The following is a 15,052-nucleotide window of genomic DNA, read 5'->3' as shown; positions in this document are numbered from 1 at the left end:
GGTCGTTTGCCCTGGATTCCCGCGCCTCGCGTGAAGATTCTCCCAGGGAGGTGCACCCGCACGGAGGACACATGGAGACTCGGAAGCTGGGCAGGCTGGGCCTCACCGTTTCGGCGCTGGGCCTGGGCTGCATGGGCATGTCGGACTTCTACGCGGGCCGGGACGACGCGGAGTCGGAGGCCACGCTGCTCCACGCGCTGGACCGGGGCATCACCTTCTTCGACACGGCGGACGCCTACGGCCCTGGCCGCAACGAGGAGCTGGTGGGCCGCGTGCTGGGCCCCCACCGCCAGAAGTTCATCCTGGCCACGAAGTTCGGCCTGGTGCGTGACCCGGCGAATCCCCAGTCGCGCGGCGTCAACGGCCAGCCGGAGTACGTGAAGCAGGCGTGCGACGCGAGCCTGAAGCGGCTGGGAATGGACGTCATCGACCTTTACTACCTGCACCGGGTGGACCCGAAGACGCCCATCGAGGACACGGTGGGCGCGATGGCGGAGCTGGTGAAGGCCGGCAAGGTGCGCTTCCTGGGGCTGTCGGAGGTGAACTCGGAGACGCTGCGCCGCGCGTGCGCCGTGCATCCCATCACCGCGCTCCAGTCGGAGTACTCGCTGTGGAGCCGGGACCCGGAGGACGGCGTGCTCCAGACGTGCCGCGAGCTGGGCGTGGGCTTCGTCCCCTACAGCCCGCTGGGCCGCGGCTTCCTCACCGGCCAGTTCAAGCGCTTCGAGGACCTGCCGGAGGACGACTACCGCCGCCACTCGCCCCGCTTCCAGGGGGAGAACTTCCAGCGCAACCTCAAGCTGGTGGAGCACATCGACCGGCTCGCGGGACAGAAGCAGTGCACGCCCGCGCAGCTGGCGCTCGCCTGGGTGCTGTCGCGTGGGCAGGACGTGGTCCCCATCCCCGGCACCAAGCGCCGCAAGTACCTGGACGACAACCTGGGCGCCCTGGACGTGAAGCTGACGAAGGAGGACCTGGCGGCCATCGAGTCCATCGCGCCGCCGGGCGTGGCCGCGGGCGAGCGCTACCCCACCGCCATGCAGGGGTTCCTCCAGACCGACGCACGGAAGGAGACCCGCTGACGGCCGGCCCCAGGCCCGTCCGCCCGCGCATCCATGACCGCGCCCGCTCCGTCCCGCCCGCCGCATCCGCCGGTGCCTCCCTGCTCCCCGTCTCCGCGCGCGCCGGAGTCGTTCCACAAGGAAGAGGGCTCCGCGCTGCTGCGGTATGGGCTGGCGGTGGTGAGCGTCGTGGTGGCCTTCGCCGTGCAACGGGTGCTGTGGCCCATCACGGCCAGCACGCCGTACCTGGCCTTCTTCGCCGCCGTCGTGTTCTCCAGCTGGCGGGGAGGCTGGGGGCCGGGGCTGGTGTCCACCGGGCTCTCGCTGCTCATGGTGCAGTACTTCTTCCTGCACCCCCTGGGTGAGTGGCGGCTGGAGCCCGAAAACATCGTCGCGCTGCTCTTCTTCCTCGCGCTCTCGCTGTTCGCGACGACGCTGAACGTGCGCCTGCGCCGGGCCAACGCGGAGCGCGCGGACCTGCTGGAGCGCGAGCGCGCCGCCCGCGCCGCCGCCGAGTACGAGCGCGCACGCCTGCACGAGCTGTTCATGCACGCGCCCGCGCACCTGGTCATCTTCCGCGGCCCCCAGCACGTCTTCGAGCTGTCCAACCCCCTCAACTCCGTGATGCTGGGCAACCCTCCTCAGCTGCTGGGCCTGCCCGCGCGCGAGGTGGGGCCGAAGGAGGAAGCCGAGCGCGTGGCGCGCATCCTCGACCACGTCTACGCGACGGGCGAGCCCTTCGAGGGCCGGGAGGTGTCCCTCAAGCTGCCCCAGCCGGATGGCACCCTCCGGGAGTACATCTTCGACGTCACGTACACGCCCACGCACGACACGCACGGGCAGGTGGACGGCATCGCGGGCTTCGGCTTCGACGTGACGGACGTGGTGCGCGCCCGCTCCCGGGCGGAGCGGCTGGCGCGCGAGCTGTCGCACAACGAGGAGCACCTGCGGCTGCTGGCGGGGGCCAGCTCCTTCCTGGCCACGTCACTGGACGACAAGGCCACGCTGCGCAACGTGGTGCGCCTGGCGGTCCCCACGCTGGCGGACTGGTGCGTCATCGACAGCGCGAAGGAGGATGGCACCTTCCAGCGCATGGAGGTGGAGCACGCGACCACGGAGCCGGAGTCGCTCGCGGAGTCGCTGCGCTCCCGCTCGGCGTACGTGATGCGCATCCCTGGCCTGGCCGGCCCCGGGTCGCCCCAGCACGGGCAGCCCCTCCTCGTCGAGGACTTCACCGACGACCTCCTCCCACACTTCACGGATGACCTGGAACGCCTCGCGCTGCTGAAGGAGCTGCGCGTCCGCTCGCTGGTGGTGGTGCCGCTGGTGACCGGGGAGCGTTCGTTGGGGCTGCTCAGCTTCATCACCACGCACCGCTCCGGGCGGCGCTACACGAAGGCGGACCTGCCCTTCCTCCAGGAGCTGGCCAACCGCGCCGCGCTCTCCATGGAGAACGCGAGGCTGTACCGCGAGGCGCGTGAAGCGGTGCGCCTGCGCGACGAGTTCCTCTCCATCGCGAGCCACGAGCTGAAGACGCCGCTCACGCCGCTCAACCTCAAGCTCCAGGCGCTGCGGCGCGAGCTGGACCGCCACCCGGGCCCGGTGCCGCGCGAGGTGGTGGAGCGCTACCTGGACGTGGGCTCGCGGCAGCTGAAGAAGCTGGCGGAGCTGGTGAACGACCTGCTGGATGTGTCGCGCATCGCGGCCGGACGGTTGTCGATGGAGTGCGTGCCCATGGACCTGGCGGAGCTGGTGCGCGACGTGGTCGCCGCCTACGAGGGCCCCGCCGCGCGCTCCGGCTCCGTGCTCCAGTTGGAGTGCATGGACTCCGTGACGATGGGCGTGTGGGACCGGCCGCGTCTGGAGCAGGTGGTGGTGAACCTGGTGGACAACGCCATCAAGTACGGCCAGGGGCGGCCCATCCAGATCCGGCTGGAGACGCGCGACGGCAAGGCGGCGCTGACGGTGCGGGACCAGGGCATCGGCATCTCGGAGGAGTCCCTGCCGCGCCTCTTCGGCCGCTTCGAGCGGGCCGTGAGTGACCGGCACTACGGCGGCCTGGGCCTGGGCCTCTACATCACCCGCACGCTGGTGGAGGCAATGGGCGGCACGGTGCGCGTGGAGAGCCGCCTGGGCCAGGGCTCCGTCTTCACGGTGGAGCTGCCGCTGACCGCGGCGCCGGCGGGCGTGGGAGCTCCGGCGCCCTGATCAGGAAGCGGCGCGGGCGCGCGGCAGCTGCGCGTGGGGTTCCCAGGGGCCGCTGGAGCCCAGGCAATGGCGGCAGGTGGCGAGCGGCGTGTCCCGCTCCAGGTAGCCCAACAGGCGCGTGAGCAGGTCCGGGTCGTCGAGCGGCACGCCGTCGTGTTCGACGAGCGCGGGCAGGTGCGGATGCTCCGCGGCGAAGACGGTGGCGACGTGGGGCGGGCGGGTGCAGGTGTAGAAGCGGCCCTGGTGGACCAGGTGGCAGCGCTGCTTGAGCCAGCACTTGTCGAAGACGTCCTGGATCTCCGCGTCGGACGTGAGGGGCGCGTCCGGGGTGATGCGCTGGAAGCGGTCGATGGCCTTCACCGTGAGGTGGACGCCGTGCCGGTCGCAGCGCTCGGTGATGCGGGTGATGGAGCGTTCGGGCAGGGGCGCGGACGTGTAGAACGACAGCGTCATCCGGTCGAGCCGTTCGTACACGGCGTCGGGAGCGCTCTGGGCGAGGAAGCCGTTGGTGGTGACGGACACCTGTCCGGTGAGCCCGGAGGCGCGCACCACGTCCAGCACGGCGGGCAGGTCCGGATGGAGGAAGGGCTCACCGCCGGTGAGCTTGAAGACGTTGGGCTTGAGCACGCGCGAGAGCCGGCGCAGGTCCTCGGCCAGGGCCTGGGGGGACACGGCCCACGCGGGCAGGTGCGGCGACAGCGGGCAACACTGTGCACAGCGCAGGTTGCAGTGCGTGGTGACGTGCGCCTCCAGGGACCAGGTGAGGACGCGGCTGTCGTGAAGCTCGTAGCGCACGGCGCGGGAGTCTAACCGACACACCCACCGCCCTGGGGGCCCGTATCCCTCCACGAAGCCCGAGGGTTACAGGTGCGCCCATGGCGCCGCCCGAGCAATTCGAGTCCTCGAAGCTCCGCACCCTCGACGTCCTCATCCGTGAGGGTTTCGACCGGGCCTCCCTGGAGAAGAGCGTGGCCGCGCTGGTCGGGACGGAGCGGTGGATCATCCGTCCTGTGCCGTTCGACCCCACCGGCCGCTCGTTCGACCTCCTCCCTCCCGGCACCGTCGAGCCGGAACAAGCGTGGGAGCTGGCGCGCCGCCTCCAGGCGGACCCGAACGTGGAGGATGCGGATCCGGCTTTCGAGGCGGTCTACGCGGAGCACACCTCCGTCACGGACACGGCGCCCACGCTCCTCAAGGCGCAGAGCGCGGAGCCTGGGCCTGAGACGTTCAACGAGCACGATTGCGACTGGAGCGTGCGCTTCGTGAAGGCGGACGAGGCGTGGAAGCTGCCCGGCGGCGCGAGCCAGGGCGAGGGCATCCTCATCGGACATCCGGACAGCGGCTACCTGCCCCACCCCGAGCTGGGGCCGAACTTCACGCCGCGCTTGGGCTGGGACTTCATCGACGATGACCCCACGACGGAGAACCCAGGTGGAGGCCACGGACTGGGCACCGCGAGCGTCATGGCGAGCCCGTACAACGGCCCGAGCGTGGACGGACCGAAGCTGTTCGTGGATGGAATCGCGCCGAAGGCCGAGGTCGTCCCGCTGCGCGTCGCGAAGCCCACGCTCTTCGTCCCCTCACCGGTGCTGTTCAACGTGGGCGTCGACCGGCTGCGCGACTCCATCGGGTTCGCCATCCAGCGGCGGGTCCATGTCATCAGCATCAGCCTCGGGTGGCTGCCCAATGCAGGATTGCACCGGATCATCCAGCAGGCGGTGCGCGAGAACATCATCGTCATCGCCGCCGCGGGCAACTACACGGGGCCCGTCGTTGTCTGGCCGGGCGCGTATGACGAAGTCGTCGCGATGGCCGCGTGCAACGCGAGCGCACAGCCCTGGGCCTTCTCCGCCTGGGGCAAGGCCGTTGATGCCACCGGTCCGGGCGAGGACGTCTGGGTGGCGCAGCCCGGCGACAAGGTCGGGCAGAGCAGCGGCACCTCGTATGCGACCGCGACTGTCGCGGGGATCGCCGCGCTCTGGCTGGCGCACCATGGCCGGGACAACCTGCTCGCGAAGTACCAGGGGGGACCGACGCTGGCGCAGGTCTTCCGCCATGTGCTCCGCGCCACCTGTGACAGCTGGCCCCAGAGCCAGCTCGCGTGGGGCGCCGGGCTCGTCAACGCGAAGGCGTGCCTCGAAGCCCCGCTCCCGGACGTGACGGCGCTGGAGTCGTTCACCACGAGGGCGCTCCTCCATGAGTCCTCGGACACCGTGGCCTCCACCTTCAGCGGCCTGCCGGAAGCAGACGTCCTGAGAGGCCTTGCGACCACGCTCGGGGTCGATGAACAGAAGGCATCGCGGCTCGACGCGGAGTTCGGGCGCGAGCTGCGGTTCTGGGCGCTCACCCATGCCCCCTTCCGGCATGCGCTCCAGGAAGGCGCGAGCAGGGACCGTCAGGCGCTCAAGGCGCGTGCTCAAGCCGCCATGCCCCCCTTCTCACCGAGCCTGCGGGCCGCGATCCGCTGAGCGAGACGGAACTCGGCACGTTTGCTCAGGGAGGTGCGGCCCGGAGGGGCCGCGGGCATGTGGCAGGTATGCGTGGAGTCCTCACGGGCCGCCAGCCCCTGACGATGTCGGTACATCGCAAGAGGCCCAGCTCACTCGAGTAAAGCCGAGGGATATCCGCCTCCAGGCAAGCTGCCAACCAAGCCGCTGCCTCCCAGTATGTGCAAGAGAGTCCGGACATTTGTTTCCAGAGACCTTGACAAAACGTCATTAAGCGGCTACCTATCGTCCTTAGGACGATAGGTAGCCGCTGAATACAAAATTAAAATGAGAAAAATAACGCTGGGCCGGGCACTGACGGAACAACTGGCTGCGGAACAGCGCCACGTTGTTTCCATCTGGCGTGCGCTCCTTCTCTTGCATCGCGCAACCCAGGAGATCCCCCCTGAAAAGCGTCGTTGGGAGCAGGCCCCAGCCAATCTTGAGGCCACGCAGGCCCTCCTCTCCCGCCTGAGCAGGATGGGCGAGTTCCAGCCGCTGGAGGATGTGCCCTACGTCTACGAGGCGCGTGCTCCATACGCCCGGAAGGGACTTGTCAGCGAAAATGAAGTCTTGATGGAGGCCCAACCATTCTCGGCACTGAGCCATGCGACTGCGCTGGTCTTCCATGACCTCAGCGACGACTTCCCACAAGAGTTCCATCTCATTCTCCCATCCAACAAGTCCACCCTCCTCCCTCCTGGGGTGAACCCCATCGAATGGGATGAGCAGTTCACCTCCATAGGACATACCCCCAGGTCTCTATTTGGGAAGCCCATCCAGTGGCATCAACTCAGCGCAGGCCCTGCCGAAATAGGGACCTCCGAGTACCGACCCAATGGGTATCCGGTACGAGTCACCACGCTGGAGCGCACGCTGATTGACGCGATTCACCATCCGGAATGGTGTGGCGGATTCAGCAAGGTGCTCCAGGCCTGGGTCGAAGCGCGAGACACCATCAACCTGGACACCCTGGTCGAAACGGTTGACTCATTCGGCGTCAATATTCTCCGCCAACGCGCTGGCTTCATCATGGATGAACTGGAACTCACTCATCCTGCCTTGATGGAGTGGTCCCGCTCCGCCAAAAGAGGTGGTTCGAGTCGCCTGGTTGGCAGCGAACCATTTTCGAGCCATTACAGCGAAAAGTGGAAGCTCTCAATCAACGCCCCTGTCGGGCTTCTGGCCGAGGCCCGAGCTTGAAAGCCAACTATCCCGAATCATTTGACTCGATTGCCCTCTGGGCCAAAGCGAGCAACATCAGGCCCTCCGAAGCAAGAGTACGCTTTGCGCAAGGAGCAATCCTGAGCGCGATTGCAAACTCTCGCTCACTCAAGTCAATCCTCGTCTTCAAAGGCGGAAACGCTCTTGATTTTGTCTGGCAGCCCAACCGCAGCACAGAGGACCTGGACTTCTCCTCCGAAGACTCGAGTATCGATGAGGCCCAGCTTGAGAAAAAGCTGACGGATACGCTCACAGCGACGGGCCGAAAGCTTGGGATTCTCTTCAGAATCAACAGCATCAAGCGACAGCCGCCGGGACCTGGGAAAACATATATCCTTTATGCTGTCCGGGTAGGATATGCCCTTCCCGACGACCCTCAGAACCGCGATCGGATCGAGCGGCAGGAACCATCGAAAGCAATTGTTCTTCTTGAAATCAGCCTCAATGAATGTATCTGTGAATCAACGCTTGTCGACTTCGGACCAGGCACGTCCCTGAAGGTTTCCACCCGAGAGGACATCGTGGCAGAGAAGCTCCGGGCCTTGCTTCAGCAGGCATTACGAAACCGGACGAGGCAGCAAGACCTATTGGACATTGCCGTACTCATTCGTTCCGGCGCCGAGCTCGACATCAAGCGTATTTCTGAGTATCTGCTGCTCAAGGCTGAAGCACGCAATGTGCCTGTATCCAAACAGGCGTTCCAGAACCCTGAAGTCCGGGATAGGGCTCGTGCGGACTATGATGCGCTGGAAAGCAGCACGCGCCGGCTCTTCATCCCTTTCAATGAGTCGTGGGAGCTGCTGATGGAGCTGGTAGCGCGACTCGAAATCCCAGCGCAATCGACCATCAGCGTCTCTCTGTAAAGCAAAGCACGTCCGCGAACGGCCACTCCGCCAGGGTGCCGAAGAGCTTGTGCCCGCTGAGCTTCGCCTTGGACAGCGCGGGGCTGCTCAGGCCGCAGAGGAAGCGCGCCGCCTGCCGGGGATGGCCCAGCGCCTCCGGATGCTTCGCCACGAGCGACTGGAACGTGGCCGCGTCCAGCTGTTCGCGCAGGTCCGGCCGTGGATGCGGCGGCGGCAGCACACGCGCCACGCCCGTGCGGCAGAAGGTGCAGTGGCCGCACGGTGCTTCGCGCTGCTCGCCGAAGTGGGCCACCAGCGCGTTGCTCTGGCAGCCGTCATGCGTGACCAGCCGGAGCACGTCGCGCACCCGCGACACCTCCTGGACCTCCCGCTTCTGGAAGCGCTCCTGCAACAGGGCCACGAGCGCCTTCGCGTCCTCGCGCTCGCGCAGCCGCGTGTAGCGCTGACGCGGCTCCGCCACCTGCACCTCCGCGTAGCCCTGCTCCTGGAAGTAGTCGAGCGCCTTCACCACCCGGTCTCGCGGCTGGTCCAACGCCTTCGCGATTTCGGCGGGGTCGAACGTGTACCAGGTGCGTCCCTTCTTCGCGTGCGCGAACAACTCCTTCACGAAGCGCGCGCGCTCCCCCTGGAACCTACCCACGAGCTCATCCACCGAACCCGCCGGCTGCACCTTGTAGCCCGCGTAGAACGGCGTGCCCTGGCGCAGCACGCCCTCCAATTCCAGGTACGTCAGCGCCGTGCGCAGCACCAGGGGCCGCAGGTCGTGGCGGTTGCCCAGCGCGTACATGTCCAGGTGCAGCTCCGGTCCCGAGGACAACAGCTCGTTCACCAGCGCCGTCAGCGCCTCCGGCAGCGGTGTGTCTCCGAGCGCGAAGTTCTCCAGCGTGGGCACGTCGTCCGGGCACGCGAGCAACTCCACGACGGAGGGCTTGCCGTCACGGCCCGCGCGGCCGATCTCCTGGCTGTAGCTCTCCAGGCCCTTGGGCAGGTTGTAGTGATACACGGCGCGCACGTCCGCCTTGTCGATGCCCATCCCAAACGCGATGGTCGCCACGACGATGCCCTTCTCGGAGTGGGTCCATGCCTCCTGCACCCGCTCGCGCTCCTCGGCTTCCAGGCCCGCGTGGTAGGCGCTCGCGGGCAGGCCCTCCGCGCGCAGGAGCGCCGCCACTCGCTCCGCGGTCTTCTGCAGCGTGACGTAGACAATGGTGGTGCCGGGCGGGCGCGACTTGAGCCGCTCCACCAGCAGGGCATCACGCGCCTCCGGGCCCGTGGGCGTGGTCTCCAGCGTGAGGTTGTTCCGGTAGAAGCCGGTGACGACCGCGTGTGACTCCGGGATGCCGAAGCCCTGGCAGATGTCGCGCACCACCTGCGGCGTGGCCGTGGCGGTGAGCGCCAGGATGCGCTCGGCCTGGAGCGTGCGGGCCGCCTGCGCGAGCTTGAGGTAGTCCGGCCGGAAGTTGTGGCCCCACTCGGAGACGCAGTGCGCTTCGTCCACCGCGAAGAGGGAGATCTGGAGCTCGCTCAAGAGCCCCATGAAGCGCTCGTTGTTGAAGCGCTCGGGGGCCACGTAGAGGAGCTTCAGCGTTCCGTCGCGCAGGGACTCCGTCACTTCGCGCGACTCCTCCAGCGACAGGGAGGAGTCCAACCGCGCGGCGCGGATTCCCTTCCGCTTCAGCGCGTCGATCTGATCCTTCATCAACGCGATGAGCGGTGACACCACCACCGTGAGTCCTTCGAGCAGCAGCGCGGGCAACTGGTAGCACAGCGACTTGCCGCCGCCCGTGGGGAACACCGCGAGCGCGGAGCCGTGGGGCTCAAGCAGCTTCGTGAGCACCTCGCGCTGGCCAGGCCGGAAGGAGTCCAGCCCGAAGCGCTCCCGCAACACGACGTCCACCGCATCCGTCCTCATGTCCCGCCCTTCCCTGTTCGCGTTGTCCAGGAGGGTTATCTCACCCTCCTGGAGGTCCCGGAGGGATGAATCAGGCCGACGGTCTGGCGACGCTTGTCCTGGCGCCGCCTCAGTCGAACGCCCCCGCTTCCTGAGCGGGCAGACACGATCGCTACAGGTGCGCGCGGAGACGAACTCTATGATGCGGACCGCATGCCGACCCGCGCTCCCAAGGCGTCCCCCGCAGGAAAGGCTCCCTCGCGCGGCCTGTCACCTCGTGCGGTAGGCGACCTGCTGTTCCATGCCCGCGCGTCCAACGCGGACCTGCGGCCGGACGCGGAGCCCCTCCGCGTGACGCTGCCGCGAGTCGTCCGGGAGGCGGTGGCTCGGGACGAAGAAGAGCTCGCGGCGCGGCTGCTGTCCGCCTGGTCCGACACCGTGCGGGCACATGTCGAAGCGGGCACGCACGAGGTGAGCCTGAGCGGCGGCGTGGACAGCGCGGCCCTGTGCGCGATGGCCGCGCGGCATGCACCCGGGAAGGTTCGCGCGTGGACGATGGACGTGCACTTCGCGGACGCGGTGGAGCGGAGCAACGCGCGGCGGATGGCGAAGGTGACGGGCGCTGAGCTGGTGGATGTGCACATCCCGGACTCCGTGCTCCCAGACCTGTTCGAGCACGCGGTCCTCGCCAACCAGACGGTCATCCTCAACGCCCGGGCCGTGGCCAGCTACGCGTTCTATCTGGAGGCCCGGCGGCAGGGCGCGGGCCCCATCCTCCTGAGCGGCGCGGGAGCGGACGAAGTGCTCCAGGGCACCCCGGGCGCGCGGGCCTCCGCGAAGGCCCGCGTGGACGAGGACCGCACGCTGGCCGTGCGAGCCCTGAGACTCGAAGCCATGGCGGCTGTGGACAACTTGCGGGCGCCGTTCCGAGCCGGCTCACGCGATCATGAAGAGCCCCCCGGAGAGGTACGGGGGGCTGTGGACAACTCGGGAAGCCCTCTGGACGAGGCTCCGCGCGGCGACCAGGAATCAAAGCCATCCACGGGGCATTTCCCCTCTGGAAACGGCGGCTCCGATCAACCCATGGGACGCCGTGAAGACTCCACACCTGTGGACAACTTGAGGACTGTTTCCGAGCGCCGGAACAGCGATCACGCCTCGCGCGCCCCCCCTGTGGACAACCTGGGGACCCGGCTCGCCGCTCCGTGGGAGCTGCCTCAGGAGGATGCGCTCCCCTCCGAGGAGCTGCGGTACGCGAAGTGGGTGCTGGCCGAGCTCATCCTCCCGCCCGAGCTGCGAGGCGCCCGGGCCCATGGGCTCACGGTCCGCACGCCATACCTGGATGAAGGCTTCGCGCGGGTGGCGCTGGCCCTGCCGGAGTCCGTGCTGCAAAGGGACGGGTTCGGCAAGTGGCTGTTCCGGCATGCGGTGCGGTCGCTGGTGCCGGACGAGGTCCGCCTCGCGCGCAAGACGCCCCGGTATGGACACACCGCCCTCTCCAGCCCGGTGCGGTCGCGCTGGCTGGAGCTGTATCGCGCCTGGCTCTCTCCCGCGCGGCTGGACTCCCTCCAGGTCATCAACACGCAAGGGGTGTTGGGATTGATGGAGCGCTACTTCCGCCTGCCGCCCGACGACGCGCAGGCCGGACCGATGGATCGGTTGTTGATGCGCCTCATGTCCCTGGCCATGCTCCAGGCCCACTCCAAGGCGCCCCCCTGAATGTCCCGAGTCCTCATCGCCACCTCGCCCGAAAAGGGCCACCTCAACCCGATGGTCGGCGTGGCCCAATGGCTGCGCCGCCTGGGGCACACCGTCGGCTGGCTGTGCATCCCCGAACCCGCGCCGCAGCTGGAGTCCCTGGGCGTGGAGGTGCTGAGCCTGCCGCACGTCGAGGCCGCGCCGCCGGGCATCGAAACGGGAGGCGAAGCGCTGGCGAAGCTGGTGCTCGATGACGTCGCGCTGGGGAAGTGGATCCGGGGATTGCTGCTGGATTCGGCCCCCACGATGCTGGAGCCCGTGCGCGAGGTGGTGCGCGCCTTCCGTCCCGACGTGATGGCGCTGGACGGGATGCAGTATGCGGCGGTGCTCGCGGCGCACACGGAAGGCATTCCCTGGGCGGGTGTGTCCTCCGCGCTGACGCTGTTGGAGCCGCGTCCGGAGATTCCCCTGCTGCGCAACGTAAGGGCGCTGAAGGACGACCGTCAGGCCCTGTTCCGCCGTCACGGCTTCGACGCGCGCTTCCGCACCTGCGAGTGCCTGTCGCCCCGGCTCAACGTCATCTTCGCCACCGAGGCCTTCCTGGGCCCGGACGCGGGAGTGCCCCCGGACACGCTGCTGGTGGGTCCCTCCATTCCGCCAGAAGCGCGGGGCGACGAGGTGCCCTTCCCCTGGGAGCGGCTGGGCGAAAAGCCGGTGCTGTACGTGTCCTTCGGCAGTCAGATTTCGTATCAGCCGGAGCTGTTCCGCCTCATCGCGGAGGCCGCGAAGCCCTTCGGCGTGACACTGGTGTTGTGCGCGGGCGAGCTGGCGGACACGGACTTCCCGAGCACGCTGCCCGGTGACGTGGTGGCGGTGCGCTACACGCCGCAGCGGCAGGTGCTGGAGCGCGCGGCGGCGTTCATCTCCCACGGTGGCGCCAACTCCGTGATGGAGGCGATGACAGCGGGAGTGCCGATGCTGCTGCTGCCGGTGTGCAACGACCAGCCCGTGCAGGCGCACTTCCTGGAGAAGGCCGGAGCAGGGCTCGCGAGGGACCCGAGGACCCTCACGGTGGAGTCGTGCCGCGAAGCCATCGCGCGATTGCTGGCACCGAAGTCACCGATGCGTGACCGCGTGGCGGAGATCTCCCGTTCCTACCGCGCGCACGATGGTGCGAAGACCGCTGCTGAACGCATCGCCGGGCTCGTGGAATGAGTCGTTCGAAGTGGAGTCCTCGCCGGCATCACCCCGAGGGGATCACACCGCTGGAGGTGTGGAACCTGCCCGTGTTCGGCCGCGAGCTGTGGGAGCTGCTGGGCTCCCCGTGGGTGGAGGACGACCGGCGCGCGGGAGTGCCTGGAGCCACGCTCTCGGCCCGCATGATGCTTCCGCTGGCGGAGGCGCTCGCGTTGCTGGTGAAGAAGCACGCGCCGGATGCGGCGTATCTGAGTGGAGGCCTGGCGGAGCTGGACGGCTTTCCCGCCGCGCTGAGGGAGGCCACGGCGTCGCTGCGCCGCCCGGTGCACATCGCGCTGTCACCGCGCTTCGCTCCCGTGCGCGCGGGGCTGCGCATGCTGGAAGCCACGGGCGCGCGAAGTCCGCTCTGCGTGGACGTGGGGCAGACGAGCATCAAGCTCGCGCGTGCCGGAGCCACGCGCGTCGTTGAGCGGAACCTCACCACCCTGCCCCCGCTGTTCATCGGGCAGCCGCGTCCCGCGGACGGCCATCACATCCGGGACACGGTGGCGTTCATCTCGGGAGCGCTGAGGACGTTTCTCGCGGAGGATAGCCGCGAGCCTCCGGACGCGCTGTGTCTGGCATTGCCGTGTCCGCTGGATGAGGCCCTGATGCCCGGAGGCTGCACCTACGGCTTCGAGGGCACGGCCTCCCTGGTCCCGGACATCCTCGCCCACGCGGGCCTGCCGGACACGGGAGGACCGGTGCTCGTGCTCAACGACGCGGAGCTGGCGGCCGAATCCGCGCGGCGAGCCCCCCAGGTGAAGGGACGCCGCGTGCTGTGCCTGTCCCTGGGCTTCGGCCCGGGTGGAGCCCTGCTCGAACGGGGCTGAGCCTGGTAACCTGGTCGTGGACCCGTGCCCACGCCCTCAGACAACGACCAGGCCATCCGACTGGCGGCCTTCAATGCCTTGCAGGCGCTGATGGAGCGGCACGGAGAGGTGTTGCCTTGGGGCCTCATTCACAAAGGCTTCACGTTCCGCGGAGAGAAGCACTTCTTCGCCAACAAGTCGCGGGGCATATTCTGGCCCCGGCAGATGCAAGAGACCGCGCTGTCCATCAAGACGCCGAAGCAACGAGGGAACCGCGTTGCGCGATACAACGACGGTGAGGTGGCCTCGGACGATGCCTTCCTGTACCGCTTTCAAGGCGAAGACGTAGAGGGACGCGACAACAGGCGCTTGGTTCGGATGCAGAAAGCGGAAGTACCGCTCATCTACTTCTACGGCGTCGCACCAGGGGTGTACCGGCCGTTGTGGCCCGTCTACATCTCCAACGTGAATCTTGAGGAGCGCTCCTTCCACGTCATGGTGGATGAACCGGAGAAGGTGAACCGCTTTCAACCCAATACGTTCACCGCGGACGCAAAGCTGCTGTCGATGGAGCGGCGCTACGCCACGGTGCAGGCCAAGAAACGACTGCATCAAGCCGCCTTCCGCCAACACGTCCTGAAGGCATACCAATGCCGCTGCGCCGTCTGCGCATTTCCTCGCAAGGAACTACTGGACGGCGCCCACATTCTTCCGGACCGTGACGAGCGAGGCCACGCGGAAGTCCCCAACGGGCTTGCGCTCTGCCGACTCCATCACGGTGCCTTCGACACGAACCTGATGGGCATCCGTCCCGACGGAGTCATCGAGCTGGCGCCCAGCCTGCTCGCCACCCAGGACGGCCCCACGCTGGAGCACGCGCTGAAGGGCTTCGTGGGCAAGACACTCCAGCTGCCGCGCGCGAAGGAACTGCGCCCCAAGAAGCTCTATCTGGAAGAGCGCTACGAGCGCTTCCGCAAGGTGAGCTAGGTTCCGGTATGGCCGAAGCGTCCGTGAAGCTGGAACTCTTGAGCGCGCATGTTCCTGGCGAGGACACGGAGCGCCGTCCCCTCACCGAGCTCCATGAGGATGAGCCCCACATCCACGGCGAGCTGCGATGGACGATCGCCGGCAGGCAGGTCCCCGGGATGGGATTCTGGGGACCCGACGACGTGTGCCTGGGGGAGTGGTGGGACGGAATCAACGCCACCCTGACCGGGCTCGCGGCCGAAGGAACCCACACGCTCGACTCCTGCGAACAGGGCGATTCGGCATTCCTCTTTGAGCGCCGGGGCGAGTCCGTTCTCCTCTCGATTGTCGCCGGCATGGGCGGCGGCGATTCGAATCCCGACTGGCAGCAGGTTCCGTTTGCCTGGGCCGACTGGGGGGCGGCGGCCTGTGCCTTCAGGCAACAGCTGCGGGAGTGGATCGAGACCAAGGGTCCACGGGACATCCCCTCCGAGTGGACGGCGCGATTCTCGGAGCAGATGTAACGCAGTGCCTGGATGAACGGCGAGGCACCTCTCCGGAAGGAGAGGCGTCCTGCCTGAATGGGTAGGTCGCCGTCCTGCCCGGT

At 67.9% G+C, this 15,052-nt stretch carries 12 protein-coding genes; 10 read left to right on the top strand and 2 right to left on the bottom strand.

Annotated features, from left to right (window positions below):
* Window positions 1–71: 71 nt before the first annotated feature.
* Both D7V80_RS02770 and D7V80_RS02765 read left to right on the top strand, forming a co-directional pair.
* Window positions 72–1,082, top strand: coding sequence for an aldo/keto reductase (locus D7V80_RS02770; RefSeq protein WP_120586664.1), 1,011 nt, complete (start codon window positions 72–74; stop codon window positions 1,080–1,082).
* Between the two features lie 72 nt (window positions 1,083–1,154).
* The gene (locus D7V80_RS02765; RefSeq protein WP_233585093.1) at window positions 1,155–3,269 is read left to right on the top strand and encodes an ATP-binding protein; all 2,115 of its coding nucleotides are present in this window, start codon (window positions 1,155–1,157) and stop codon (window positions 3,267–3,269) included.
* On the opposite strand, the gene D7V80_RS02760 is transcribed toward D7V80_RS02765, so the two are convergent.
* Entirely contained in the window at window positions 3,270–4,064 is a 795-nt protein-coding gene (locus D7V80_RS02760; RefSeq protein ID WP_120586662.1) for a radical SAM protein, read from the bottom strand.
* Window positions 4,065–4,144: 80 nt separating this feature from the next.
* On the opposite strand from D7V80_RS02760, the gene D7V80_RS02755 reads away from it, so the two are divergent.
* The 3 genes from D7V80_RS02755 to D7V80_RS02745 all read left to right on the top strand — a co-directional run bounded on the left by D7V80_RS02755 (window position 4,145) and on the right by D7V80_RS02745 (window position 7,842).
* Window positions 4,145–5,737: a S8 family serine peptidase gene (locus D7V80_RS02755; protein ID WP_120586661.1), complete on the top strand. Its 1,593-nt coding sequence runs from the start codon at window positions 4,145–4,147 to the stop codon at window positions 5,735–5,737.
* Window positions 5,738–6,043: 306 nt separating this feature from the next.
* Window positions 6,044–6,958 carry a hypothetical protein gene (locus tag D7V80_RS02750; RefSeq protein WP_233585092.1) on the top strand — a complete coding sequence of 305 codons (915 nt, stop codon included), beginning with the start codon at window positions 6,044–6,046 and terminating at the stop codon, window positions 6,956–6,958.
* On the top strand, window positions 6,955–7,842 hold the full coding sequence (locus tag D7V80_RS02745; protein ID WP_158616535.1) for a nucleotidyl transferase AbiEii/AbiGii toxin family protein: 888 nt from the start codon (window positions 6,955–6,957) through the stop codon (window positions 7,840–7,842). Before D7V80_RS02750 ends, D7V80_RS02745 begins: the two co-directional genes overlap by 4 nt.
* On the opposite strand, the gene D7V80_RS02740 is transcribed toward D7V80_RS02745, so the two are convergent.
* The gene (locus D7V80_RS02740; protein ID WP_120586659.1) at window positions 7,826–9,754 is read right to left on the bottom strand and encodes an ATP-dependent DNA helicase RecQ; all 1,929 of its coding nucleotides are present in this window, start codon (window positions 9,752–9,754) and stop codon (window positions 7,826–7,828) included. The genes D7V80_RS02745 and D7V80_RS02740 overlap by 17 nt on opposite strands.
* A 192-nt stretch (window positions 9,755–9,946) precedes the next feature.
* Here D7V80_RS02740 and D7V80_RS02735 point away from each other — a divergent pair, with 192 nt between their 5' ends.
* Genes D7V80_RS02735 through D7V80_RS02715 form a run of 5 tightly spaced genes read left to right on the top strand, consistent with a single transcriptional unit; the run spans window position 9,947 to window position 14,969 of the window.
* Window positions 9,947–11,452, top strand: a complete 1,506-nt coding sequence (locus tag D7V80_RS02735; RefSeq protein WP_120586658.1) for an asparagine synthase C-terminal domain-containing protein — start codon at window positions 9,947–9,949, stop codon at window positions 11,450–11,452.
* A complete protein-coding gene (locus tag D7V80_RS02730; RefSeq protein WP_120586657.1) occupies window positions 11,453–12,646 on the top strand; it encodes a glycosyltransferase in 1,194 nt (397 codons plus the stop codon).
* Window positions 12,643–13,500 (top strand): ROK family protein, encoded by an 858-nt coding sequence (locus D7V80_RS02725; RefSeq protein WP_120586656.1) that lies wholly within the window; start codon window positions 12,643–12,645, stop codon window positions 13,498–13,500. The genes D7V80_RS02730 and D7V80_RS02725 overlap by 4 nt, the downstream gene beginning before the upstream one ends.
* Before the next feature lie 24 nt (window positions 13,501–13,524).
* Window positions 13,525–14,466: an HNH endonuclease gene (locus tag D7V80_RS02720; RefSeq protein ID WP_199738342.1), complete on the top strand. Its 942-nt coding sequence runs from the start codon at window positions 13,525–13,527 to the stop codon at window positions 14,464–14,466.
* A gap of 23 nt (window positions 14,467–14,489) precedes the next feature.
* Window positions 14,490–14,969 carry a hypothetical protein gene (locus D7V80_RS02715; RefSeq protein WP_147446970.1) on the top strand — a complete coding sequence of 160 codons (480 nt, stop codon included), beginning with the start codon at window positions 14,490–14,492 and terminating at the stop codon, window positions 14,967–14,969.
* Window positions 14,970–15,052: the final 83 nt, after the last annotated feature.

This window comes from Corallococcus sp. CA054B (genome assembly GCF_003611625.1).
Taxonomy (GTDB): domain Bacteria; phylum Myxococcota; class Myxococcia; order Myxococcales; family Myxococcaceae; genus Corallococcus; species Corallococcus coralloides.
Note: the sequence above shows the minus strand (reverse complement) of the source record. Positions and strands in the feature narration are given on the sequence as shown.

Coding starts and splice junctions, on each gene's coding strand:
- D7V80_RS02770 (WP_120586664.1), top strand. CDS start 72: ATGGAGACTCGGAAGCTGGGCAGGCTGGGCCTCACCGTTTCGGCGCTG.
- D7V80_RS02755 (WP_120586661.1), top strand. CDS start 4,145: ATGGCGCCGCCCGAGCAATTCGAGTCCTCGAAGCTCCGCACCCTCGAC.
- D7V80_RS02750 (WP_233585092.1), top strand. CDS start 6,044: ATGAGAAAAATAACGCTGGGCCGGGCACTGACGGAACAACTGGCTGCG.
- D7V80_RS02740 (WP_120586659.1), bottom strand. CDS start 9,754: ATGAGGACGGATGCGGTGGACGTCGTGTTGCGGGAGCGCTTCGGGCTG.
- D7V80_RS02735 (WP_120586658.1), top strand. CDS start 9,947: ATGCCGACCCGCGCTCCCAAGGCGTCCCCCGCAGGAAAGGCTCCCTCG.
- D7V80_RS02730 (WP_120586657.1), top strand. CDS start 11,453: ATGTCCCGAGTCCTCATCGCCACCTCGCCCGAAAAGGGCCACCTCAAC.
- D7V80_RS02725 (WP_120586656.1), top strand. CDS start 12,643: ATGAGTCGTTCGAAGTGGAGTCCTCGCCGGCATCACCCCGAGGGGATC.